We start from the raw sequence: 22,440 nt of genomic DNA, 5'->3' as shown, positions 1-22,440 counted from the left end.
ATCAGTGCACGCTCATCCTGACTGACGCCGGGTGGCCCGGCAGCTTGAAGCGCTTGCCGGTGTCGGTGATCGTGGTGCCATCGACCTTCAGGATCGAGAGATCCTGGTCGAGGTAGTTGCCGACCAGCAGATATTTGCCGTCCGGCGTGAAGGCCGTTCCCTCCGGCAGGCCGCCCACCTCGACATCGCCCACCTTGGTGACCTTGCCGCCGGCGATCCCCAGCACCGACACGCTGCCGTTCTTCTTGTGGAAATAGGCGCTGGGATTGTTCGAGCCGGCCAGGATGATGGCGGCGGCGACGTCGCCCTTGGGCGAGATCGCGAGCCCCTCCGGCCCATCGCCCACCACGACGCGATCGACGATGCGAGGCGGATCGAGCGCGAGATCGACCACGCTCACCGTGTCGACGCTGCCGTCCGACGAGCCCGCGTCGCCATTGTCGGCGGTGAGCGCGATCTTGCCGTCGGGGGCGACCGCCACGTTGTAGGGCCATTGCCCAGTCGGCAGGTCGCGCTTGGTGTAGCTGACCTTGTCGCCATCGACAGTGAGCAGCGACACCTTGTGGGCGTTGAACTTGGTGGCGAGCGCCCGCTTGCCGTCCGGCGTGAACACCACGTGGCTCACGATGTCGTCCATATCGACCGTGTCGATCACCTTCACGTCGGTGCCCTTGACCGAGAGCACGCCGATCGACTTGCTGGCGCGGTTGGCGACCAGTGCGAGCGTGCCCGAGGGGCTGAAGCTCAGCCCCGACGGCTGCTTGCCGACCGTCACCGTGGCCGCGAGCTTGGATGGCTTGGCCTTGAGGTCGATGACGTAGATTTTGTCGTCCGGCACCTGCTTCAGCTTGTCGCCGTCCTTCACGACGTCGACCGAGTCGGCCACGAGCGCGACCGAGTTGGTGGGATCGATCGCGACGTTCACCGGCGGTCCGACGACCGAGTTCTTGAGCGGCAGGTTGGCCACGATCCTGGGCTCCTCGGGATTGGCGAGATCGAGGATCACCACCGAATCCTTGCCGCCAGGCGCCAGCACCCCCTTGCCCTGGGCATCCCAGGTGAGCTTCTCGTCATTGCCCACGATCAGCAACGGATCGGCCCGGCTCGGGGCGGTGCCGGAAATGGACATAAGGGACGCGACGCCGAGAAACACCAGGAACGAAGCAGTGACACGCATGATATCACTCCTCCCGTCGGTCGAACTTATGGTTGTGGCGCGATCATGAGCCGCCCGACGCCGGAGGGCAATCGACCTCACACATTTGTGCGGGCCGACAATGCCCTTGCTTGCCGGTCTTGCGATCTCAACAATCGTCCCGACTACGAACCCCGGAGGAACGCCATGAAGGTGGGCATCGCCATGAACATGCTCTACGAGCAGGGCCGGCCCGACGTCGCGGTGGTGCACGAGCACTTCGCGCTGGGCGATCTCGTCGAGCCGCTGGGCTTCGATTCGCTGTGGGCGCTGGAGCATCACTTCACCGGCTACGCCATGTCGCCCGCGCCGACCCAGCTCCTCGCCTACTTCGCCGGCCGCACCAAGCGCATCCAGCTCGGCACCGCGGTGATCGTCCTGCCCTGGCACGATCCGGTGCGCGTCGCCGAGCAGATCGCGCTGCTCGACGTCATGTGCGGCGGCCGCTGCCTGTTCGGCTTCGGCCGTGGCGCCGCCTCGACCGAGTACGAGGGCTTCCGCATTCCCATGGGCGAGGCGCGGCCGCGCTTCGCGGAAGCCGCCGAGATCGTGGTGAAGGCGCTCGCCAACGAGACCTTCGAGCACCAGGGCCGCTTCTTCCAGATTCCGCGCATGTCGATCCGGCCGCGGCCCATGTCGCGCCCGGAGCGGCGCTTCTATGCGAGCTCCGTCAGCCCCGAGTCGGCCGAGCTGATCGCGCGGCTGGGCTTCGGCATGCTGATGATCATGCAGAACGAGTGGAGCAAGTGCCGCGAGGACATCGAGAAGTTCCAGACGATGTCGCAGGCGGCCGGCTTCGTGCCCAAGCCGCCGATCATCCTGACCAACATCTCCTGTGCCGAATCGCGCGAGGAGGCGCAGGAGCGGGCCTTCCGCTATCTCGGCCGCAAGTGGCAGTCGATCGACGACCACTATCATTTCTCCGACGGCCATCTCGCCAACGTCAAAGGCTACGAGGCCTACGGCAAGACGGCCAAGACCTACGCCAAGCTGAAGGACCCGGCCAACCTCAAGAAAGCGACCGACTTCTACGTCTCGATCCAGATCGTCGGCACGCCCGACGACTGCCTGCAGCAGCTCGGCGAACTGCAGCGCGTCACCGGGCTGGAGCACCTCGTGGCCGAGTTCTCGTTCGGCAACCTGCCGCACCACGAGGCCGAGAAGAACCTGCGGCTGTTCGCCGACCAGGTCCTGCCGACATTGCAGCGCGACCCGGCCTATGCCGGCCCAAAAAAGGCGGCGCCGGAGACCCGCGGCCAGCATGCCGCCCAGGACGGCATCTTCGCCCCGGCCTGATCGCGCAGTCGGCGACCGACGCCTTCCCCGCCGCCGTCAATGAACCAGCTCTTGCCTCCGAACATGTCGATCCGGCGGGCTCTTGCCGCCGACGCCCCGCGCATCCGCGGCCTGACGCGCTCGGCCTATGCGAAGTGGATCGTGGCCATCGGCCGCGAGCCGTTGCCCATGGCAGCCGACTACGACCGCGCGGTGCGCGAGCATATCGTCGACCTGCTGTTTGTCGGCGCGGAGCTGGCCGGCCTCGTCGAGATGGTCGACGGAGGCGATCATCTCCTGATCGAGAACGTCGCCATTGCGCCGTCCTTCCAGCGGCAGGGTTACGGCGGCCTGCTCGTGACCCAGGCCGAGCGCGTCGCCCACTCGCTGCGGCTGCCCGAGCTTCGTCTCTACACCAACGCCCGGTTCGCCGGAAACGTCGAGTTCTATCGCCGGCACGGATACGCCGTCAATCGCGAAGAGCCCTTCAAGGGCGGCATCACGGTGTTCATGAGCAAGAAAGTCGATGCGGCGTGAGGCGTCTTTATCCGGCCACAACCGCACCCGCGCCCAGCTAAGCCACGACCAGCTTGCCGCCGGCGATCGCCAGCACCAGCGCCAGCAGATAGCGCAGCCCGACCTCGGGCAGGCGTGGCGCGAGATAGCTGGCGACCACGATCGCCGGCACCGATCCTGTAACAAGGGATAGCAGCATCGAAGGGTCGACCGAGCCGGTCAGCCAGTGACCGGCGCCAGCCACCAGGGTCAGCGGCACGGCATGGGCGATGTCGGTGCCGACGATGCGTGAGGCCGAGGAGGACGGGTACAGCAGAAGCAGGGCGGTCACGCCGATCGCGCCGGCGCCCACTGAGGAGAGCGTCACGAGAGCGCCGATGACGGCACCGGTGAGGATGGTCAGGGCCGCACTACGGTCGGCGCTCCGTTCCGGTTCGGCCAACCGCATCGTCATCAGTTTCCGTCGGAAGACCAGCGAGACGGCCGTGATCAGCAAGGTCGCCCCCAGCGCGCAGGTGATGACCTTTGCCGCCTGGCCGCTTCTCGGCCCGAGCTGGGAGAGGGAGAGCAGCGTGATCGCCGCCGTCGGCACGCTGCCCAGCGCCAGCAACCCGACCACGCGCAGATCGACGTTCCTGCGCGCGCCATGGACGAGCGAGCCGACGCCCTTGGTCACGGCGGCATATAGCAGGTCGGTGCCGACGGCGGTCGCGGGATGGATGCCGAACAGCAGCACCAGCGCCGGCGTCATCAGCGAGCCACCGCCGACCCCCGTGAGGCCGACGATGAAGCCCACGCAGGCGCCAAGGGCGATGTAGATCGGGTCGAGAGTCATGCGCCGAGCCAGTCGGTCGTCATGCTGGCACGGATCGGCAGGCGCCGGAAAGACCGGCGGCGACGCCGAAGACGGCTCAATGAAGGATGCTGTCGTCGAAGCGCCGCGGCTGCAGCCGGGCGGCAGCGAGGCGCGCCTGGCCCGGCGTAGTGAACTGCGTGCCGTCGAGGGCGAAGAACGGGCGGGCCAGCGCATGAAAACGGAAGGCGTTGCCCTCCTTCAGGACGATGCCGGCGGCCTCACCCCAGACTTCGACGATATAGGGCTCGGACATGACTCTTCTCCTGCCGGCGCAGGCCGGCCTTCGACCCTGCGAGACAATCGATGGGCGGTCCGGTTCAGGCGAGCCGGCAACATGTCCCGCGTCGACAGAGTGAGCGGAAGGCGGAGAGAGAAGCTTCGATCATCGTCATCTCGGCCATGGTCCTTTCGGCGCCAGAGAAATGGCGTCGTCTTTACCTCGCGACAATGATGGACGTTGCCAAACTTCGGCCGCTGCATGACAGGGACCGGATGCGCGGGCCGGCGCGGATGGAAAAATCTGGTCGTTCAGGTCGGGTTGTCGAGGCTGAAGACGCCGCTGTCCTCGTCGTAGGCGAAGAGTTCGCCGTAGCGTCCCCATGACGTCACGGCGCGCAGCGTGCGATCGGCGTAGTCCTCGGACATGCTGTCCTCCAGCTCGTCGCGGAAGCGGCTGGCAGGCGCGGCATGAGCATCGCGTTCGTCGAGCACGCGCTTGATGTGCTGGGCCAGCGGGACGAAGGCCAGCACGTGCTGGGCGAACAGCCGCTTGCGGCCGTCGGGATCGAGCTGCACGAAGCGCCGGCCGGCTTCGGTGAGGCGGATGTCGCCCTCGGCCACCTCGGCGAAGCGCAGAAGCTGCAGCGCCTCGGCCACGGGAAAGAGATCATCGATCTCCATCTGCAGGGGTCCCGCGACCGCGGGCAGGTCGGCATGGCCGTGGAACGGCTCGCCGGCCACCGCCTCCATGAGGCCGGCCAGCAGATTGGGCGACACGCGCGGAACCTCCATGGAGATGCCGGTGCCGGGCAGGCTGTAGGCAGGCTTGCCCACCGGCCGGGCCGTCATCAGCGCATAGATGTCGTCCACCATCTGCCGGAAGGCGGGATCGAGACGGTTGCGCGGCATCGGCAGGTGGACCGGGATCTCCGCCACGAGACGTCCGGGATTGGAGGAGAAGACGAGGATGCGGTCGCTCATCAGCACCGCCTCCTCGATATTGTGGGTGACCAGCAGGATCGAGGAGATCGGCATGCGGCCCTCGGTCCACAGATCGAGCAGGTCGGTGCGCAGCGTCTCGGCCGTCAGCACGTCGAGCGCCGAGAACGGCTCGTCCATCAGCAGGAGCTTGGGATGCACCACCAGCGCCCGCGCCAGCCCGACCCGCTGGCGCATGCCGCCCGACAGCTCCTTGGGGTATGCGCTCTCGTAGCCGTCGAGGCCGATCAGGTCGATGGCCGCCAACGCCCGCTTCTGGCGCTCCGCCGGCGGCACCTTCTGCGCCTCGAGCCCGATCTCGACATTCTCGAGCACGGTGAGCCAGGGGAAGAGCGCGAAGGTCTGGAACACCATGGCGACTTCCTCGGCCGGGCCGTCGACCACCCTGCCGCCGATCGTCACCTTGCCGGCGCTCGCGGGCATCAGACCGGCGATGATGCGCAGCAGCGAGGACTTGCCGCAGCCCGAACGGCCAAGGATCGAGACGATTTCGTTGCGGCGCAGCGTCAGGTTCACGTTGTCGAGCACCAGCAGATGATCGCCGCTGCCCTTGGCGTAGAGCTGGCGCACATGATCGACCACGACCAGCGGCGCCATGTCGGTGCGCGGGGCGACTTTGGGAGCGGCGGCCAGATCCATGGCGAACCCTCTTCAGGCGAGACGGAAACGGCGCTCGGCCAGGCGGTAGAGTGACCGCCAGACCAGGCGGTTGCATACCACCACCAGCACCGACATGACCACGATGCCCAGCACCACACGCGGATAGTCCGCGACGGCCGTCGCGTCGGCGATATAGGAGCCGAGGCCCACGGCCTTGAGCTTCGTGTCGCCCCAGCTTGCCACCTCGGCGACGATGCTCGCGTTCCACGATCCGCCCGTCGCCGTGAGTGCGCCGGTCACGTAGTAAGGCAGGATGCCGGGGATGATCACCTTGCGCCACCACTGCCAGGTGCGCAGCCGGAACAGCGTCGAGGCCTCGCGCAGGTCGGTCGGAAACGCGCTGGCGCCGGCGATCACGTTGAACAGGATGTACCACTGCGTGCCGAGCACCATCAGCGGGCTCAGCCAGATATCGGGATCGAGCCGGAGCGAGACGATCAGCACCACGGCGATGGGGAACAGCACATTGGCCGGGAAGGCCGCCAGGAACTGGGCCAGCGGCTGCACCCGCGTCGCCAGGCGCGGCCTGAGGCCGATCCAGACCCCGATCGGCACCCAGACGGCGCTGGCGACGGCGATCAGCACCACCACGCGCAGCAGCGTCAGCAACCCCATCTCGACCGCCATCCGGATGTCGCTCCAGCCGAGGGTGCTGCGGACGAAGAGGGCGATGCGCCATACCGCATAGGCCGCGACCGCCAGCATCACGAGACGCCAGACAATGTCGGGCGCCCGCCCCGTGGTCCGCGCCGCAACCTGCCGCGACGGCTGCATGGGTCGCACCGGCAGGACCGAGATGGTTCGGCCGATCCAGGCGGTGACCAAGTCCACCCGACGCACCAGCCGGCCGCGCCGCCACAGGTCGTAGACCCAGGAACGCGGCCGCTGCTGGGACGCCGTCTGCTCGAAGCGGAACTTGTCGGCCCAGGCGACGATCGGACGGAACAGGAGCTGGTCGTAGGCCAGGATCACCACCGCCATGGTAATCACTGCCTGCACAACGGCCGTGATGTCGCGCGCTTCGATGGCGGCGGCCAGCCACGAGCCGATGCCGGGCAGGTTCACGGTGGTGTCGCCCACCGTGATCGCTTCCGAGGCGACGACGAAGAACCAGCCGCCCGACATCGACATCATCGTGTTCCAGATCAGGCCCGGTGCGGCGAACGGCGCCTCCAGGCGCCAGAACTTCAGCCAGGGCGAGAGCTGGAAGTGGCGGCTCACCTCGTCGAGATCGGCCGGCACCGTGCGCAGCGACTGGTAGAAGCTGAAGGCCATGTTCCAGGCCTGGCTGGTGAAGATGGCGAAGACCGCCGCACACTCCGCGCCGAGCTCGCTCCTCGGGAAGAGGCGCAGGAAGAACACGACCGTGAAGGTGAGGAAGCCCAGGACCGGGACCGACTGCAGGATGTCGAGCGCCGGCACGATCACCAGCTCGGCCTTGCGGCTCTTGGCGGCGAGCGTGGCGACGACGAAGGTGAAGACGAGCGACGCGGCGATGGCGGCGAACATGCGAAGCGTCGTGCGCAGCGCATATTCGGGCAGGTTGGCGGGATCGAGCGTCACCGGCTCGGCCGCGAGCTTGGCCGCCGGCGCCGCAATCTCGTTGGCCCCGTGCGCCATCGCCACGAACGCCGCGGCGATCAGGACGAAGATCGCAAGGTCATAGACGTTCGGCCGCAGCGCCGCGCCGCCCAGCCCGAGCAGCGGAGTCCGGCCAACCTTTTCGAGGTCCCGTTGAGCCATAGCCTCTTTCCGGTGGGCCCATCTCCGTTGCGGGCAGCCATCGCAAAGCTAGATGACGGGCGAATGACAGGCCAGCGCAACGGGGCCGCAGGCTTCCAGCCCGCTCGCGGGAAATGGCGCTCGAGCTGGTGATGATGAGCGGGCTGGAAGCTCGCGGTCCGCAGGAAGCTACGACGCGACGGCGAGCCCCGTGGTTTCGTCGACGCCGGTCTTGAGGTTGATCACCTGCACCGCCGCGCCGGACGCCCCCTTGCCGAGATTGTCGAGCGAGGCGACGGCGAGAACGTTGCCCTCGGCGTCGTTGCCGTAAACCGCGAGCTCCATCGAGTTGGTGTCGATCAGCCGGTCGGCGCGCAGGAACCGGTCGCGCTCCAGCCATTTGCGGTCGGCGAACGGCCGCACCGGCACGAAAGTCTCGCCAGCATAGTGGTCGGTCAGCACCCTGTGCACGTCGGCCGCCGTCACCTGCTTCGCCGTGATGTCGCGCGTGATCGGCACCATGACCAGCATTCCTTGGGCATAGTGCCCCACCGACGGCACGAACAGCGGCGCGTGCGCAAGGCCGGAGTACTTCTTCATCTCCGGCACGTGCTTGTGCGCGAGCTCGAGGCCGTAGACGCCGAACGGCTCGACGTCGGTTTTCTCATGGACCTCGATCAGCTCCTTGCCGCCGCCCGTATAGCCGGAGACACCGAAGACCGCGGGCGTCGAATCGGCCCGCACGATGCCCGCCTCCACCAGCGGATGGAGGATGGCGATGGCGCCGGTGGGATAGCAGCCCGGATTGCTGATGCGCCGGGAGGCCAGCAGCTTCCGGCGATGGTCCTTGCCAAGCTCGGGGAAACCGTATGTCCAGCCGTCGGCGACGCGATGGGCGGTGCTGGCGTCGATCACGCAGACCTCGGCGTCGCCCAGCGCCGCCACCAGCTCCTTCGCCGCCGCGTCCGGCAGGCAGAGCACGGCAATGTCGGCCGCCCGGGCGATCTCGACCCGTCTGGCGAGGTCCTTGCGCTCGGCCGCCGGCAGCTCGAGGAGCTCGATGTCCGGCCGATCCTTCAGCCGCTCGTGGATCTTGAGCCCGGTCGTGCCGTGCTGACCGTCGATGAAGATCTTGGTCTTGTTGCTGGTCATGGTCTTCTCTCTCGCAAATCGGGGCCTTCTGGAGGGGCCGGCTGGAGAAGAAGGAAACAGGGAAGCCGCTCTGTCCTCTCCAGCGGCTTCATCATGCGGCGCGCCGTTACGCGCGCACGCCTTCGCGCCGCTTGGACAAGCGGCGGCGTCGCGACCGGAGGAAGGCGAACGAGATCATCGTGCCGGGATATTTCATCCGACAGGAGCGATGTCAAGGTGTAGGCTGGCCGATCCATTCCGGAGTGCCCGTCATGACACAGCCGCCGGCCGCCCATCCCGAAGGCCTGTCGATGCTCGAGAAGCGCAAGATCGAAGCCGAGATCCTGAAGGAGGTCTACGAGACCCTGAAGGCAAGCCACGGCGAGGAGGTTGCGCGTAAGACCGTCGCCGAATCCGTGCGACGGTCGGCGATCGCCCAGGCGCGCGCGTTCGCCGCCGCCGCACCGGGCGGCACCTCTCTCCAGGCCTTCCAGGACGTGATGCCGCTCTGGACCAAGGGCGGCGCGCTCGAGATCGAGGTCAAGGAACAGAGCGACGAGACCTTCGCCTTCAATGTCACGCGCTGCCGCTATGCCGAGACCTACAAGGCCATGGGGCTCGGCGAGATCGGCCACCTGCTCTCGTGCAATCGCGACGGCGCCTTCTGCGAGGGCTACGATCCCAAGCTCAAGCTCGAGCGCACGCAGACCATCATGCAGGGCGCAAGCCACTGCGACTTCCGCTATCGCTACGACAAGTGACGAGGGACGCCGTCAACTGGCAGATCTGCCCCTGATCATTCGTGACGGGAGCGCGCAACTCCAGTTGCGCTCAGACGACGTCGAAACGGCATGAAGATGCCACTGGAGTGGCCTACTTGCCCGAGCTCGAGTCAGTTCGTGAACTCGGCGACCACGATGTGATTGTCCTTGGCCGGGAAGGTGCGGGTCGCGATGGTCTCGTTGTTGAGCACCGCCACGATGGTGCGCGGCTTGGCGTCGAAATGGAGCTTGCCGGTCGATACGGCGGGCACGCCTTCGGTGATGCCGGGCGGGACCTTGCCGTCGAGGCTGAACTTGTCGCGGTCGATGCCGAAATAGCCGCGCGGCCGGCTCATCATCACGACCGCGCCAGCCCCCTCGTCGCCCTTGCCGAAAGGCTGCGGCCGCAGATGGACGATGTCGGACGAGCGCAGGAACGGTGAGCGGTAGATGTGCGTGACGGGCTCCCCGTCGATCCGCAGCACGAACTCGTAGTAGGCCTCCGAGTGGGAAATGAATGGCCCCCACAGGCCATCGGCACCGGTCGTCTTGCGATGCGCCGGGATGTTGCTCTTGCGGTCGCCGGTCTTGGGGTCGACTTCGTAGATCTCGACCTCGGCGCCCGACACGGGAAGATTGGTGTAGATACCATCGGTGATGCCGCTTGCCTTGCCGTTCAATGTCGGCCGCGGCTCCTGGGCGATGAACAGCGTCCCGGCGGGTTTGCCGACAATGAATTCGTATTGGGCGGCGAAGGCGAGCTTGTGGAATGCCGTCTCGCGATGATCGAGGCCGTCCAGGACGACATTCTTCGCGCCGCGCAGCTCCGAGGCGTCGTAGCCGACCCCGGTCGGCTTGCCGGGATGGCCGACGAAGCGCGCGTCGGGCTGGGAGTACTTGTCGTTCTTGTCGGAGCGGATCGCCATCATCTCGACGCCGGGAACGAGATCGTCCGGCCCGCTGTTCAGGCCCTTGAGAAAGGGCGATGCGCCGTTGAATTCGCTGCCGACCAGCATCGTGTCGGACACGACGATGCCCTTGTTGGGCGTGCCGCACAGCACGGCATGGCTAACGAACTCTGCCCCGCCGCCGTTCTTGAGATAATTGCGCACCGCATTGCCGCCGCGCGACGAGGCGATCAGCGCCACCTTGCGGCGATGGGTCTTGTCGCGCACATCCGCCACGAACGCCGCCAGCTCGCGCATCTGGTCTTCCGTCGAGGAACGCAGCGGCTGCGGTTTGGAGTCGTCGGTCCGGGCCAGCGGATAGGGAAAGTCGATGGCGAAAAGCTGGTTGCGATGGATGCCGTTGCTTTCGAAGCGCCAGAAGTTGTTGATCCAGACGGCGGCGGAGTCGCCGTTGCCGTGCACGAAAACGATCGGCGGCACCGTCTCGCGCGGCGCCTGGCGTCGCTGACCGAAGGCAAGCGTCGGTACCACTGTGGCCGCGCCTGCCAGCACGGCCCGTCGTGTCGGCCGTCCGACGTTCATCCTTTCTCCCCCGAAACCATGATTGCCGCATGTTGGCAAATGCCCGGCCGCGACGCTACGCTTTGTGGGATGACGATTTGCTTCATCGACAGTCCGGTCGGCCGTCTTGCACTCGAGGCAGAGGGCGAGGCCCTCTCCGCCGTGCGCTGGACGAACGGCGCCGAAAGGGCGGTCGGGAAGCCTTCGCCGATCCTCAACGAGGCCGCGCGCCAGCTTGAACGCTACTTCGCCGGCAAACTCAAGCGCTTCGATGTCCCGCTTGTCCTGCATGGCACGGATTTCCAGAGGCGGGTCTGGGCGATGATGTGCGACATCCCCTATGGCGAGACTGCGACCTATGGCGGCATGGCGATGGCGCTGGGCTCCGGGCCGCGGGCGGTCGGCATGGCCTGCGGACGCAATGCCCTGCCGATCGTCGTGCCGTGCCATCGCGTCCTGGGCAGCGGCGGCAGCGCCGGCGGCTATTCCGGCGGACGCGGCCTGCCGACCAAGCGGCGACTTCTCGCCCTCGAAGGCGTGATGTTGCCTTAGGCGGGGACGCGCGCCACTGGAGTGGCACGGCTCGATGGGTTACGGAGAGCGCATGCGCGTGCTGATCACCCGTCCGGAACGCGAGGCGATGGCGCTTGCCCAGGCGCTCGGCCAGCGCGGCCACGTCGCCGTGATCGCGCCGTTGTTCGAGCTCCACTTCCGGCGACCGCCCGACGATTTCGCCGCGGCTTTGGCCGCGAGCCAGGCCGTGCTGCTTACCAGCGCCAACGGCGCGCGCGCTCTTGCCGAGGCGAGCGAGCAGCGCAGCAAGCCGATCCTCGCCGTCGGCGACATGACGGCGGCCACCGCTGAGGGGCTGGGCTTCACCTCGGTGGCCTCGGCCTCGGGCGACCGCGCCGCGCTCGCGAAGCTCGTCCAGGAGCGGCTCGATCCCAAGGCCGGACCGCTGGTCCATGTCTCCGGAGTCGATGTCGCGGGCGACCCTGCCCCGGAGAATATCGTCCGACGCTTCGCGCTCTACGAGGCGCGCGAGGTGGAGGCGCTGCCCGATTCGGCGCGTGCCGCGCTCGAGGCCCGTGCGCTCGATGCCGCCACCTTCTTCTCGCCGCGCGCCTCCCGCACCTTCGTCAAGCTGGTGACGGCTGCAGGACTCGCCGAGGCCTGCCGCCCCATCACGGCCATCGCCATCAGTGCCGCCGCAACCGAGCCCCTGAAGGTCCTGCCTTTCAAGGCGACGGTGGCGGCGGCGCGGCCGACACGTCAGGCCGTGATCGACGAGATCGACCGGCTGACCGATGCCCAGGCAGCAGAACAGGCGGAACCCGCGAGACCGGCCATGAGCGACACCCTCACTTCCCCTGCGCCGTCGGCGGATGCGCCGCCCGTGGCGGCCGCGGCGTCCATGCCGAAACCGGTCGTCCCGGCACGACGCGGCATCGGTCTGCCCGCCGCCTTCCTGGTCGGCCTCGTCGCCGCGGTGATCGTGCTGGCGGCGGCTCTCCTGTCCCTGCCGTATTGGCCGGACGAGGCGCGCGCCCTGTGGCGCGGGCCGACGCAACAGGTGGCGACCGCTCCGGCCGTGCCGCCGCCTGCGGTCGATGTCGCCGCCGAGATCGAGGCCGCCAAGCAGGCGCTCAACGCGCGCATCGACGACCTCGACAAGCGCCTGCGGGCGCTCACCAGCACCGTGGCGCAGTTGCCGACGCAGGCGCAGGCCCCGCCACCGCCGTCCTCGCCGGCGCCGCCGGACGAGGCGCTGAACAGCTTGCGCAGCCGGGTCGAAGCGCTGGAGAACAAGCCGGCAGCGCCACCGTCGACCGATGCGAACGCGGCGAGCAGCGCCGAGGTCGACAAGGTCGACAGGGATGTCGCGGCGCTGCGCGTCGAGATCGCGACCTTGCGCTCGGGCCTGCAGAATCTCGAGCAGACGGTCTCCGGACAAGGGGACAAGGCAAAGGCGCTGGCGGACGCGGTCGAGAAGGCGAAGGCCGATTCGAGCCGCGTGGACGCCAATGAGAAGAAGGCGCTGGCCGCGGCGCGCGCGTCGGCCGTGATCGGCATTGCCGCCCGCCTCGACGCCGCCCTCGAGTCCGAGCAGCCCTTCGCCGCCGATCTCGCCCTGCTGGGACCGCTCGCGCAGGACGACAAGACCATCGCCGAGCAGAAGACGGCGCTGCAGCCGCTGGCGGAGAAGGGCGTGGCGTCGCGCGCGGGCCTCGCCGCCGACTTCCCGGCGATGGCGCGCGCGGCGATGGCCGACGACCTCGCCGACGACTCGTTCGGCCAGCGGATCCTCGGTCGGCTGAAAGCGCTGGTGTCGCTGCGTCGGGTCGGGCCCGATGTGACGGGTGACACGACCGAGGCGAAGCTTGCGCGCGCCGAGGCGGCGCTGAAGGCGGGCGACCTGGCCCACGCGATCGACCTCGTGAAGTCCTTGCCGGAACAGACGCATCGCGCGACCGCGATCTGGCTGGCGCGTGCCGAGGCGCATCTTGCGGGCCAGCGCGCCGTCGACCGGCTGGCGGCCGAAGGCGTTTCTCTCCTGAGCGCCGCGCGGTAGTTCGCGATGACCTTCCTGCGTACCCTCTTCTGGTTCGCGGTGGCGGCCGTCCTGATGCTTGCCGCCGTGTGGCTCGCCGAGCGGCCGGGTGCCGTGACCGTGCAATGGCGCGGCTGGCGGCTCGATACCAGCGTCGGCGTGCTGCTGGCCGCCCTTCTGATCGTGATCCTGCTCGCCGTGGCGCTCTGGCTGCTCTACCGGTGGATCGTGGGCGCGCCGGGCGCACTGCTCGAAGGCTGGGGCGAGAGCCGACGACGGCGCGGATATCGGGCGCTGACGCAGGGCCTGGCGGCGGTCGCCGCGGGCGATGCAGCCGAGGCGCAGAAGAATGCGCGCAAGGCCGAGCAGCTTCTCTCGGATCCATCGCTCACGCTGCTGCTTTCGGCTCAGGCCGCTCAGCTCAACGGCGATCGCGACGGCGCCAGGCGCGCCTTCCGTTCGATGCTCGAGGACGAGCACATGGCCTTCCTCGGCCTGCGCGGGATGATCGCCCAGTCGCTCAATGACGGCGATCAGGTGCAGGCGCTGGACTATGCCGAGCGCGCGTTCCGGCTGCGGCCGCAGACGGCGTGGGTCGTGCACTCGCTGTTCGACATGCAGGCGCAGGTCGGCCGGTGGCAAGCGGCCCAGGAAACGCTCGAGACGGGTCTGCGCACGCGCGTGGTGGCGGCCGAGAAGGGGCGCACGCTGAAGGCGCTGCTGCTGGTGGAGCGCAGCCGCGAGGCCGAGCGCGCGGGCAGGCAGGACAATGCCCTGGGTCTGGCGCGCGAAGCCTTCGGGCTCGCCCCCGAGCGCATCGCCGTGGCGAGCCGTCTCGCCGCGCTGCAGACCAAGGCGGGCCAGGGCGGACGCGCGATGAAGACGCTCGAACGTGCGTGGTCGCTTTCGCCCCATCCCGATCTCGCCCGGCTCTATCTCGAGGCGGCCGGCGAGAGCGATCCGCTGAAGCGCGTCGGCCTCGTGCGCCGCCTGGTCGAGCGGAAGATCGAGGATGTCGAAAGCCATATCGCCATCGCCCAGGCCGCGCTCGACGCCGGCCTGTGGGGCGAGGCGCGGCGCCATCTCGAGCTGGCGGGCGGCGACCATCCGACGGCGCGCGTGTGCCGCATGATGGCCGATGTCGAGGAGCGGTCCGGCGGCGGTTCGGTCAAGGTGCACGAGTGGCTGGCGCGCGCCGCCGAGGCGCCCGCGGACCGGGCCTGGCGCTGCTCGGCCTGCGGCGCTCACCACGAGGCCTGGCGGTCGGTGTGCGAGAGCTGCGGCGCGTTCGGAACGTTGCACTGGCGCGCGCCGGGCACCTATGGCCACATTCTGCCGCCCGAGGTTCACCCCAAGCCCGCCCTGCCCGCGGCGGAAACAAAGGTCTGAGGAGACGCCGATGTTCGAGACGACGTTGGCCGGCAGCCTGCCCAAGCCGTCGTGGCTCGCTACGCCCAACGTGCTGTGGGCGCCCTGGACGCTCACCGGCCAGCCGCTGCAGGAGGCCAAGGAGGACGCCACCGCGCTGGCCATCCGGCGGCAGGAGCAGGCCGGCATCGACATCGTGAGCGACGGCGAGCAGGCGCGGCAGCATTTCGTGCACGGCTTCCTCGCCGAGATCGATGGCGTCGATTTCGACAAGAAGATCCGCATGGGGATTCGCAACAACCGCTACGAGGCGGACTGTCCGACCGTCGTCGCCCCGCTCAGGCGCCGCCGCTTCGTGCACGAGAAGGAGGCGCGGGTCGCCCGCGCAGCCACGGCGCGCAAGCTCAAGTTCACCCTGCCCGGTCCCATGACCCTGATCGACACGCTGGCCGACGGGCACTACGGCGATCGCGTGAAGATGGCCTTCGCCTTCGCCGAGCTCCTGAACCAGGAGGCGAAGGACCTCGAGAGGCTCGGCGTGGACGTGATCCAGTTCGACGAGCCTGCCTTCAACGTCTATCTGGCCGAAACGGTCGACTGGGGCGTGCCGGCGCTGGAAAAGGCCGCGGAGGGCCTGATGTGCGCCACCGCCGTGCACATCTGCTACGGCTACGGCATCGAGGCCAACATCAAGTGGAAAGAGACGCTGGGCGAAAGCTGGCGTCAGTACGAGGAGACCTTCCCCGCCCTCGATCGCAGCCGGATCCAGCAGGTATCGCTGGAGTGCCGGCAGAGCCATGTGCCGCCGGAGCTGATGACGCTCCTCAAGAACAAGACCGTGTTGGTGGGTGCGATCGACGTCGCCTCCGAGAAGATCGAGACGCCCGAAGAGGTCGCGGCGACGCTGAAGCTCGCGGCGCAGTTCGTCGATCCGGAGCGCATTCAGGCCTGCACCAATTGCGGCATGGCGCCCATGACGCTCGGCGCGGCTTACGCCAAGCTGCGCGCGCTGGCCCAGGGCGCGGCGCTCGCGCGGAAGGCGCTCTGAGATATTCCCGTCACGCATTCGGGCTAATTGCAGCTCGATATGCGTGAAAAGGGATATCGTCCGATGCGTTGCCGATTGCCGCCGTCGTCCTGTTCGTGGCCGACGGCCTGCGGCCCGGCCCGCGACCTGCGGCGTGGAGGTGGCCGATACCGGCCTGCAGCAAGGCCAGGGCATGTATGGTTCCTTCTCGCGCGCCGACACCCGCAACACCATGGGCGCGGCGGGCCCAAGCTTCCGGCGGCATTTCGAGGACCCCGCGCCGGCGCGCAACGCCGATCTCGGCATGATCATCGCGCATCGGCTGCAGCTCGAGATTCCACAGAAAGGGAGGCTGGTCGGCCGGGCGCTTACCGAGGCGTTGCCCAACGGCGCCATGCCCACCGTGCACTTGAAATAACTACGCCCTTTCGATCTTGCCCCGCAGAGCATAGACGAGCTCCAGCGCCTCGCGCGGCGAGAGCTCGTCGGGATTGACCGACGCCAGTGCGGCTTCGACTTCGGACTTGGCGGGCTTGGCCATCTCGCTCGTGGGCCGCGCGGGCGCTGATGCGAAGAGCGGCAGATCGTCGGCGAGGCGCGTGACGGCGCCCGACTGCTCGCCCTTCTCCAGCGCCGCCAACACCTCCTCGGCACGGGCGACGACCGCGGCCGGAAGACCGGCCAGCTGCGCGACATGGATGCCGTAGGACCGGTCGGCCGCTCCCGGCGCCACCTCGTGCAGGAAAACGACCTCGTTCTGCCACTCCTTGACACGCATGGTGTAGGGCACGAGCGCCGCCAGCCGTTCCTTGAGCGCACCCAGCTCGTGATAGTGGGTGGCGAAGAGCGCGCGGCACTTGTTGATGTCGTGCAGGTGCTCGAGCGTTGCCCAGGCGATGGAGAGCCCGTCGAAGGTCGCCGTGCCGCGGCCGATCTCGTCCAGGATCACGAGGCTGCGCGGCGTCGCCTGGTTCAGGATCGCCGCGGTCTCCACCATCTCGACCATGAAGGTCGAGCGGCCGCGCGCCAGGTCGTCGGCCGCGCCGACACGGCTGAACAGGCGGTCGACGATGCCGAGGCGCGCTTCCTTCGCCGGCACGAAGGAGCCCGCCTGCGCCAGGATCGCGATCAGCGCGTTCTGGCGCAGGAAGGTCGACTTGCCGGCCATGTTCGGGCCGGTCAGCAGCCACAGCCGCCGCTCGGGCCCGAGCTCGCAATCGTTGGGCACGAAGCCCGGCCCGCCCTGGCGTTGCAGCGCCGCCTCCACGACGGGATGACGACCGCCGACCACGGTGAAAACGGCCTCGTCGGCGAGCGTCGGCCGCACATAGTTGCCGCGGGTCGCGAGCTCGGCCAGGGCCGCCGCGACGTCCAGCGTGGCCAGCGCCCGGCCGGCGGCGGCGATCCTGTCCGACACCGCCATCGCCTCTGCGATCAAGGCTTCGAAGATCGCCAGCTCCAGCGCCAGCGCCTGGTCGGCCGCCCGGCCGATGCGGGTCTCGAGATCGGCCAGCTCGGCGGTGCTGAAACGCGTGGCGTTGGCCATCGACTGGCGGCGCGTGAAGCCCAAAGCGGCAAGGTCGAGCTTGTCGGCGTGCGTCGCCGTCACCTCGATGTGGTAGCCGATCATGTTGTTGTGGCGGATCTTGAGCGATGGCACGCCCGCGGCGCTGCGATACCTCGCTTCCAGCGCCGCCACCGTCTTGCGGCTGTCGTCGCGCAGGGTGCGTTGCTCGTCGAGCTCGGCGCGATAGCCCACGCGAACGAAACCGCCGTCGCGCGCAAGAAGCGGTGGCTCGTCGGCGAGCGCCGCCGCCAGCGACCGGATCAGGGTGCGATGGTTCGACAGGGCCGCCACGATCCCGGTGAGCGGCGCGGGCGATGGCGACAGCGCCTCCGGCTCGGCACCGGGAAGCGTGGCCAGAGTCTCGGCTGCTTCGAGCCCGTCGCGCAGGGCGGCGAGGTCGCGCGGCCCGCCGCGGCCAACCGACAGGCGCTGCAGGGCGCGCTCGATGTCGGGTGTGCGCTTCAAGGTCTCGCGCACGCGCTCACGCAAGGCGGGACGCTCGACAAAGAGCTGCACCAGATCGAGACGACGCTCGATCTCGCCGCGGTCGGTGAGCGGCGCGGCCAGCCGCTCCGCCAGCAGCCGCGCGCCGGGCCCCGTCAGGGTGCGATCGATCGTGGCCAGCAGGCTGCCGTCGCGCCGTCCGTCGAGGCTCCTGATCAGCTCGAGATTGCGCCGCGTCGCCGGATCGATCTCCATCGTGCCATCCGGTCGCTCCCGGCGCGGTGGCGAGAAGATGGGCGTCTTGCCGGCCTGCGTCAGCTCGACATAGTCGAGCAGCGCGCCACAGGCCGCGATCTCCGCGCGCGAGAAGTTGCCGAAACTGTCGAGCGCCGCGACCTGGAACGTCGCCTGCAGGCGCTTGCGCGCATTGTCGGAGTCGAACCGTGCCGAGGGCAGAGGCGTGAGCACGGCCTGCCATTCGTCCAGCGCCGCCTTGAGGCCGTCGCGTGCCAGCAGCCGATCCGGCACCAGCAGTTCCCCCGGCGACAGGCGCGCCAGGGCGGCAGCGAGCTGGCCATCGGCGAGTGGCTGGGCCGCGAAGTCCGCAGTCGAGAGATCGAGCCAGGCCAGCGCCAGTTCGCCCTGGGCCTCGGCGAGCGCGGCGAGATAGTTGTGACTGCGCGCATCGAGCAGCGCATCCTCGGTGAGCGTTCCGGGCGTGATGACGCGTACCACCGCGCGCTCGACCACCGACTTGGCGCCGCGCTTCCTGGCCTCGGCCGGATCCTCGGTCTGCTCGCAGACCGCGACCTTGAAGCCCTGGCGGATCAGCCGCGAGAGATAGGCCTCATGACTGTGCACCGGCACGCCGCACATCTTGATATCTTCGCCGAGATGCTGGCCGCGCCTGGTGAGCGCGATGTCGAGCGCCGCCGACGCCTTCACCGCATCGTCGAAGAACAGCTCATAGAAGTCGCCCATCCGGTAGAACACCAGGTGGTCCGGATGCGCTGCCTTGATGGCGAGATACTGGCGCATCATCGGCGTGGCGTCGGCCGGCACGGAAGCGAGGCGGGAGCTATCGGGCACGCTTTCGCTTAACATGCACGGCCGCCGCCTCGCCACGGCCGGTCATCCCCGCTTTCAACAAGGGAAGACATGCAACCGCCTTTCCTGTCCCGCCTGCTCGCGCCACGCCTGCCGTTCTTCTACGGCTGGGTGGTGCTGGGATGCGTCTGCCTCGCGGGCTTCGCCCGCCAGGGACCGGCGGTCGCCGTGCTGTCGGTTTTCGTCACGCCGATGACCCACGAGTTCGGCTGGTCGCGTACGGCGATGGGCGGCGCGGTGTCGCTGGGCGGTCTGCTGGCCGCGATCGTCTCGCCGGTGATCGGGCCCGTTCTCGATCGTCGCGGTGCGCGCCTCGTCCTCTGCCTCGCGGTGCTGACGACGGGACTCGCGGCCATGGCCCTCTCCCTCACGCAGTCGCTCGTGATGTTCTATCTGCTGTTCTGCTTCGCGCGCATGAACTGGGCGGGGCCGTTCGAGCTGGGACTCTATGGCGCCTTGAACAACTGGTTCGTCGCCCGGCGCGTGCGCGCCACCTCCATCGCCACGCTGGCGCAGATGTCCGGCCTGGTGACGCTGCCCTTCCTCGCCCAGATCGCCATGCAGGGCGGCGACTGGCGTGCGGGCTGGCTCGCGGTGGGCGCCACGGTGCTGGTCGTGGGCTTCCTGCCGTGCTGGCTGCTGCTGGTGCGCCGGCCCGAGGATCTCGGCCTGCAGCCGGACCGTTCGGTCGCTGCCGCCGGCGGCCCTGCGGCCGAGCCGCGCTTCAATCGAAGTCAGGCGATGCGCACCCAGGCCTTCTGGCTGCTGTCGCTCTACACGGTGCTGGTCTATCCGGTGCAGGCCGGCGTCAGCCTCTACCAGGCGCCGCATCTCATCGAGCGCGGCCTGTCGCCGATCGCCGCCGCCACGGTGATCAGCTTCTTCTCGGCCATGTCGGCCCTCGCAAGCTTCGGCATCGGCTTCCTGCCGCGGCACTGGCCGGTCCGCCACGGGCTGATGCTGGCCGCCCTGCTGATGGGCACCGGCGCCTTCGCCCTCATCGGCGTCGGCTCGCTGCCCGCCGGCTGCCTTGCCGCCGGCACGTTCGGCCTCGGCATCGGCGGCATTATGACGCTGCTACCGATGGCGTGGGCCGACTACTTCGGCCGCGAGAGCTATGGCGCCATCCGTGGCGTCGCCTTGCCGTTGCAGGTGCTGGCGCAGGCGGCAGGTCCGTTGCTGTCCGGTACTTTGCGCGATTGGAGCGGGAGCTATTTCGATTCGCTCGTCCTGTTCGGCATACTCGCCGTCCTCGCGGCCGGCGCGGCGTTGACCGCGCGAGCGCCGGCCGTCGCCGCGACGTCATCGTGACCGCCCTTCATACCGGTTGCACCGCGGCTGGACGCCTCGTAGGCTTCGCGTGGCCCGATAGAGGCTGCCCCGTCCAGCAAGAGGCCGGGAGCGTGATGAGGAAACAGGCTTCACAGTAGACGTTTGACGGCCCGAGCGTTCGCAGGGCCCTTCGAGGCCCATGCGGAACGACGCCCGCCGAGACAGGCAGGGCGGACGGCGCCGACTGTTCCGAGTGCGTGCGTAGCGTCAGGCAAGCTGCTTCACGGAGAGACCGCGTGCCGCCATTGCTGGAGGTAAAAGGACTCCATACCGAGTTTCGTACCGGCGCCGGCGTCGTGCGCGCCGTCGATGGCGTCTCCTACACCGTCGAGCACGGCGAGACAGTGGCGGTGGTGGGCGAAAGCGGGTCGGGCAAATCGGTCGGTGCCCTCTCGATCCTGCGCCTGATCGCCGATCCGCCCGGCCGCATCACGGCCGGCGAGATTCTGTTCGACGGCCGCGACCTGCTGCGCCTGCCCGAATCGGAGATGCGCACGATCCGCGGGCGCGACATCGGCATGGTGTTCCAGGAGCCGATGACGTCGCTCAATCCCGTGCTCACGATCGGACGACAGATCACCGAGACGCTGGAGGAGCATCAGGGCGCGGACCGGCCGACGGCCGAAAGGCGCGCGGTGCAGCTGCTGGAGATGGTCGGCATCGCCGATCCCGCCCGGCGGCTCAGGCAATATCCGCACCAGCTTTCCGGCGGCATGCGGCAGCGGGTCATGATCGCGATTGCGCTCGCCTGCAATCCCAAGCTGATCATCGCCGACGAGCCCACCACGGCGCTCGACGTCACCATCCAGGCGCAGATCCTGGAGTTGATGAAGTCGCTGACGCGCAAGCTCGGCGTCGCACAGATCATCATCACCCACAATCTCGGGGTGGTCGCGCGCTACGCTAGCCGGGTGAACGTGATGTATGCCGGACGCATCGTCGAGGCGGGCCGCGCCGAGGCGATCTATCACCGGCCACGCCATCCCTACACCATGGCGCTGTTGCGCTCCGTGCCGCGGCTCGACCGTCCGCGGCGGGCCCGTCTCGACCCCGTCGACGGCCAGCCGCCCGATCTGACGCGGCTCGGTGCGGGCTGCGCCTTTCGCGCCCGGTGCCGGTTCGCCGTGGAGCGCTGTGCCGAGGCCCGGCCGGCGCTCGAGCCGGCGGGAGAGCCGGCCCATCTCGCCGCCTGCTTCCGCAGCGCCGAACTTCTCGCCGAGGGGGTCGCCGCATGACGGCCGCGGCCACCTCGCCGCTTCTGGAAGTGCGGGGCCTCGCCATGCACTTCCCGGTCACCGAAGGGATCGTGCTGTCGCGCAAGGTCGGCGAGGTGAAGGCGGTCGACGGCATCGACTTTGCCATCGGCCGGGGCGAGACGCTCGGCCTGGTCGGCGAGAGCGGCTGCGGCAAGACCACGACCGGCCGTTGCATCCTGCGACTGGAGCGCCCGACGGCCGGCCAGATCCTGTTCGACGGCCAGGACGTCAGCCGGCTGCGCGGCGGCGGCCTGGTGGCGTTGCGGCGGCGCATGCAGGTGATCTTCCAGGATCCCTACAGCTCGCTCAATCCGCGCATGAAGGTGGGCGACATCGTCGCCGAGCCGATCAAGGTCCACGGCACGGAACGCAACCCCGCTCGCCGGCGCGCGCGGGTCGACGAGCTCCTGTCGATGTGTGGGCTCGACCCGAAGTTCGCCGACCGCTATCCGCACGAGATGTCGGGCGGCCAGCGCCAGCGTGTCGGCATCGCGCGCGCGCTCGCTCTCGAGCCCGAGTTCATCGTCTGCGACGAGGCGGTGTCCGCACTCGACGTCTCGATCCAGGCGCAGGTCGTCAACCTGCTGGAGGATCTGCGCGAGCGGCTCGGCCTCACCTACCTCTTCATCGCCCACGATCTCTCCGTCGTGCGCCATCTCTGCCAGCGCGTGGCGGTGATGTATCTCGGCCGAATCGTCGAGATGGCCGCCAGCGACGAGCTGTTCGACAATCCGCTTCATCCCTATACGCAGGCCCTGCTGGCGGCCGTGCCGATTCCCGATCCGACGGTCGAGGCGTCGCGCGCCTTTCGGCCGCCGCGCGGCGAGGTGCCGAGCCCGATCAATCCACCCGCGGGATGCGTCTTCCATCCCCGCTGCCCCTTGGCGGTCGAGACCTGCAGGAGAGCAAGGCCTGCGCTCAGGGAATTGCGGCCCGGCCATTGGGTCGCCTGCGACGTCGTGAACTAGCAAGGCCCGCAAAGACC

The 22,440-nt window shown here is 68.7% G+C and carries 19 protein-coding genes; 11 read left to right on the top strand and 8 right to left on the bottom strand.

Going from position 1 to position 22,440, the window contains the following annotated elements:
* Window position 1: 1 nt before the first annotated feature.
* Window positions 2-1,177 (bottom strand): YncE family protein, encoded by a 1,176-nt coding sequence (locus OJF58_RS10335; protein WP_300784024.1) that lies wholly within the window; start codon window positions 1,175-1,177, stop codon window positions 2-4.
* Between the two features lie 165 nt (window positions 1,178-1,342).
* On the opposite strand from OJF58_RS10335, the gene OJF58_RS10330 reads away from it, so the two are divergent.
* Both OJF58_RS10330 and OJF58_RS10325 read left to right on the top strand, forming a co-directional pair.
* A complete protein-coding gene (locus OJF58_RS10330; RefSeq protein ID WP_300784022.1) occupies window positions 1,343-2,491 on the top strand; it encodes an LLM class flavin-dependent oxidoreductase in 1,149 nt (382 codons plus the stop codon).
* 51 nt (window positions 2,492-2,542) lie between these two features.
* Window positions 2,543-3,007, top strand: coding sequence for a GNAT family N-acetyltransferase (locus tag OJF58_RS10325; protein WP_300784020.1), 465 nt, complete (start codon window positions 2,543-2,545; stop codon window positions 3,005-3,007).
* A 37-nt stretch (window positions 3,008-3,044) separates the two neighbouring features.
* Here OJF58_RS10325 and OJF58_RS10320 read toward each other — a convergent pair whose 3' ends face one another.
* From OJF58_RS10320 to argC, 5 genes are all read right to left on the bottom strand, one after another.
* Entirely contained in the window at window positions 3,045-3,821 is a 777-nt protein-coding gene (locus OJF58_RS10320; protein ID WP_300784019.1) for a sulfite exporter TauE/SafE family protein, read from the bottom strand.
* Window positions 3,822-3,897: 76 nt separating this feature from the next.
* Window positions 3,898-4,095 carry a hypothetical protein gene (locus OJF58_RS10315; protein ID WP_300784018.1) on the bottom strand — a complete coding sequence of 66 codons (198 nt, stop codon included), beginning with the start codon at window positions 4,093-4,095 and terminating at the stop codon, window positions 3,898-3,900.
* Between the two features lie 275 nt (window positions 4,096-4,370).
* Complete coding sequence (locus tag OJF58_RS10310; RefSeq protein WP_300784016.1) at window positions 4,371-5,699, bottom strand: nitrate/sulfonate/bicarbonate ABC transporter ATP-binding protein; 1,329 nt, start codon at window positions 5,697-5,699, stop codon at window positions 4,371-4,373.
* 12 nt (window positions 5,700-5,711) lie between these two features.
* A complete protein-coding gene (locus OJF58_RS10305) occupies window positions 5,712-7,463 on the bottom strand; it encodes an ABC transporter permease subunit (RefSeq protein WP_300784015.1) in 1,752 nt (583 codons plus the stop codon).
* 168 nt (window positions 7,464-7,631) lie between these two features.
* The gene (argC, locus tag OJF58_RS10300; RefSeq protein ID WP_300784013.1) at window positions 7,632-8,594 is read right to left on the bottom strand and encodes an N-acetyl-gamma-glutamyl-phosphate reductase; all 963 of its coding nucleotides are present in this window, start codon (window positions 8,592-8,594) and stop codon (window positions 7,632-7,634) included.
* 251 nt (window positions 8,595-8,845) lie between these two features.
* Between argC and OJF58_RS10295 the strand changes: the two genes are divergently transcribed.
* The gene (locus OJF58_RS10295) at window positions 8,846-9,334 is read left to right on the top strand and encodes an L-2-amino-thiazoline-4-carboxylic acid hydrolase (RefSeq protein WP_300784011.1); all 489 of its coding nucleotides are present in this window, start codon (window positions 8,846-8,848) and stop codon (window positions 9,332-9,334) included.
* Between the two features lie 131 nt (window positions 9,335-9,465).
* Here the strand turns inward: OJF58_RS10295 and OJF58_RS10290 are convergent, their stop codons facing one another.
* Entirely contained in the window at window positions 9,466-10,824 is a 1,359-nt protein-coding gene (locus OJF58_RS10290; RefSeq protein ID WP_300784010.1) for an alpha/beta fold hydrolase, read from the bottom strand.
* Between the two features lie 69 nt (window positions 10,825-10,893).
* On the opposite strand from OJF58_RS10290, the gene OJF58_RS10285 reads away from it, so the two are divergent.
* The 5 genes from OJF58_RS10285 (at window position 10,894) to OJF58_RS10265 (ending at window position 16,167) form a co-directional block, all read left to right on the top strand.
* Complete coding sequence (locus OJF58_RS10285; RefSeq protein WP_300784009.1) at window positions 10,894-11,355, top strand: methylated-DNA--[protein]-cysteine S-methyltransferase; 462 nt, start codon at window positions 10,894-10,896, stop codon at window positions 11,353-11,355.
* A gap of 34 nt (window positions 11,356-11,389) precedes the next feature.
* Window positions 11,390-13,375, top strand: a complete 1,986-nt coding sequence (locus tag OJF58_RS10280; protein ID WP_300784007.1) for a uroporphyrinogen-III synthase — start codon at window positions 11,390-11,392, stop codon at window positions 13,373-13,375.
* 6 nt (window positions 13,376-13,381) lie between these two features.
* A complete protein-coding gene (locus OJF58_RS10275) occupies window positions 13,382-14,743 on the top strand; it encodes a heme biosynthesis HemY N-terminal domain-containing protein (protein ID WP_300784006.1) in 1,362 nt (453 codons plus the stop codon).
* A 10-nt stretch (window positions 14,744-14,753) separates the two neighbouring features.
* A complete protein-coding gene (locus OJF58_RS10270; RefSeq protein ID WP_300784005.1) occupies window positions 14,754-15,770 on the top strand; it encodes a methionine synthase in 1,017 nt (338 codons plus the stop codon).
* A 139-nt stretch (window positions 15,771-15,909) separates the two neighbouring features.
* The gene (locus OJF58_RS10265) at window positions 15,910-16,167 is read left to right on the top strand and encodes a hypothetical protein (RefSeq protein ID WP_300784004.1); all 258 of its coding nucleotides are present in this window, start codon (window positions 15,910-15,912) and stop codon (window positions 16,165-16,167) included.
* On the opposite strand, the gene mutS is transcribed toward OJF58_RS10265, so the two are convergent.
* Window positions 16,168-18,849: a DNA mismatch repair protein MutS gene (gene mutS, locus OJF58_RS10260; RefSeq protein ID WP_300784002.1), complete on the bottom strand. Its 2,682-nt coding sequence runs from the start codon at window positions 18,847-18,849 to the stop codon at window positions 16,168-16,170.
* 69 nt (window positions 18,850-18,918) lie between these two features.
* Here mutS and OJF58_RS10255 point away from each other — a divergent pair, with 69 nt between their 5' ends.
* The 3 genes from OJF58_RS10255 (at window position 18,919) to OJF58_RS10245 (ending at window position 22,423) form a co-directional block, all read left to right on the top strand.
* On the top strand, window positions 18,919-20,178 hold the full coding sequence (locus OJF58_RS10255; RefSeq protein WP_300784001.1) for an MFS transporter: 1,260 nt from the start codon (window positions 18,919-18,921) through the stop codon (window positions 20,176-20,178).
* A gap of 257 nt (window positions 20,179-20,435) precedes the next feature.
* The gene (locus OJF58_RS10250) at window positions 20,436-21,434 is read left to right on the top strand and encodes an ABC transporter ATP-binding protein (RefSeq protein WP_300783999.1); all 999 of its coding nucleotides are present in this window, start codon (window positions 20,436-20,438) and stop codon (window positions 21,432-21,434) included.
* The gene (locus tag OJF58_RS10245) at window positions 21,431-22,423 is read left to right on the top strand and encodes an ABC transporter ATP-binding protein (RefSeq protein WP_300783997.1); all 993 of its coding nucleotides are present in this window, start codon (window positions 21,431-21,433) and stop codon (window positions 22,421-22,423) included. The genes OJF58_RS10250 and OJF58_RS10245 overlap by 4 nt, the downstream gene beginning before the upstream one ends.
* Window positions 22,424-22,440 lie beyond the last annotated feature (17 nt).

The organism is Enhydrobacter sp. (genome assembly GCF_030246845.1).
GTDB lineage: Bacteria > Pseudomonadota > Alphaproteobacteria > Reyranellales > Reyranellaceae > Reyranella.
Note: the sequence above shows the minus strand (reverse complement) of the source record. Positions and strands in the feature narration are given on the sequence as shown.

What these genes read in the sequence shown, in the direction of transcription:
- OJF58_RS10270 (WP_300784005.1), top strand. Translation starts at nt 14,754, where the DNA reads ATGTTCGAGACGACGTTGGCCGGCAGCCTGCCCAAGCCGTCGTGGCTC.
- OJF58_RS10315 (WP_300784018.1), bottom strand. Translation starts at nt 4,095, where the DNA reads ATGTCCGAGCCCTATATCGTCGAAGTCTGGGGTGAGGCCGCCGGCATC.
- OJF58_RS10275 (WP_300784006.1), top strand. Translation starts at nt 13,382, where the DNA reads ATGACCTTCCTGCGTACCCTCTTCTGGTTCGCGGTGGCGGCCGTCCTG.
- OJF58_RS10295 (WP_300784011.1), top strand. Translation starts at nt 8,846, where the DNA reads ATGACACAGCCGCCGGCCGCCCATCCCGAAGGCCTGTCGATGCTCGAG.
- OJF58_RS10335 (WP_300784024.1), bottom strand. Translation starts at nt 1,177, where the DNA reads ATGCGTGTCACTGCTTCGTTCCTGGTGTTTCTCGGCGTCGCGTCCCTT.
- OJF58_RS10245 (WP_300783997.1), top strand. Translation starts at nt 21,431, where the DNA reads ATGACGGCCGCGGCCACCTCGCCGCTTCTGGAAGTGCGGGGCCTCGCC.
- OJF58_RS10330 (WP_300784022.1), top strand. Translation starts at nt 1,343, where the DNA reads ATGAAGGTGGGCATCGCCATGAACATGCTCTACGAGCAGGGCCGGCCC.
- OJF58_RS10310 (WP_300784016.1), bottom strand. Translation starts at nt 5,699, where the DNA reads ATGGATCTGGCCGCCGCTCCCAAAGTCGCCCCGCGCACCGACATGGCG.
- argC (WP_300784013.1), bottom strand. Translation starts at nt 8,594, where the DNA reads ATGACCAGCAACAAGACCAAGATCTTCATCGACGGTCAGCACGGCACG.
- OJF58_RS10255 (WP_300784001.1), top strand. Translation starts at nt 18,919, where the DNA reads ATGCAACCGCCTTTCCTGTCCCGCCTGCTCGCGCCACGCCTGCCGTTC.
- OJF58_RS10305 (WP_300784015.1), bottom strand. Translation starts at nt 7,463, where the DNA reads ATGGCTCAACGGGACCTCGAAAAGGTTGGCCGGACTCCGCTGCTCGGG.
- OJF58_RS10280 (WP_300784007.1), top strand. Translation starts at nt 11,390, where the DNA reads ATGGGTTACGGAGAGCGCATGCGCGTGCTGATCACCCGTCCGGAACGC.
- OJF58_RS10285 (WP_300784009.1), top strand. Translation starts at nt 10,894, where the DNA reads ATGACGATTTGCTTCATCGACAGTCCGGTCGGCCGTCTTGCACTCGAG.
- OJF58_RS10290 (WP_300784010.1), bottom strand. Translation starts at nt 10,824, where the DNA reads ATGAACGTCGGACGGCCGACACGACGGGCCGTGCTGGCAGGCGCGGCC.
- OJF58_RS10320 (WP_300784019.1), bottom strand. Translation starts at nt 3,821, where the DNA reads ATGACTCTCGACCCGATCTACATCGCCCTTGGCGCCTGCGTGGGCTTC.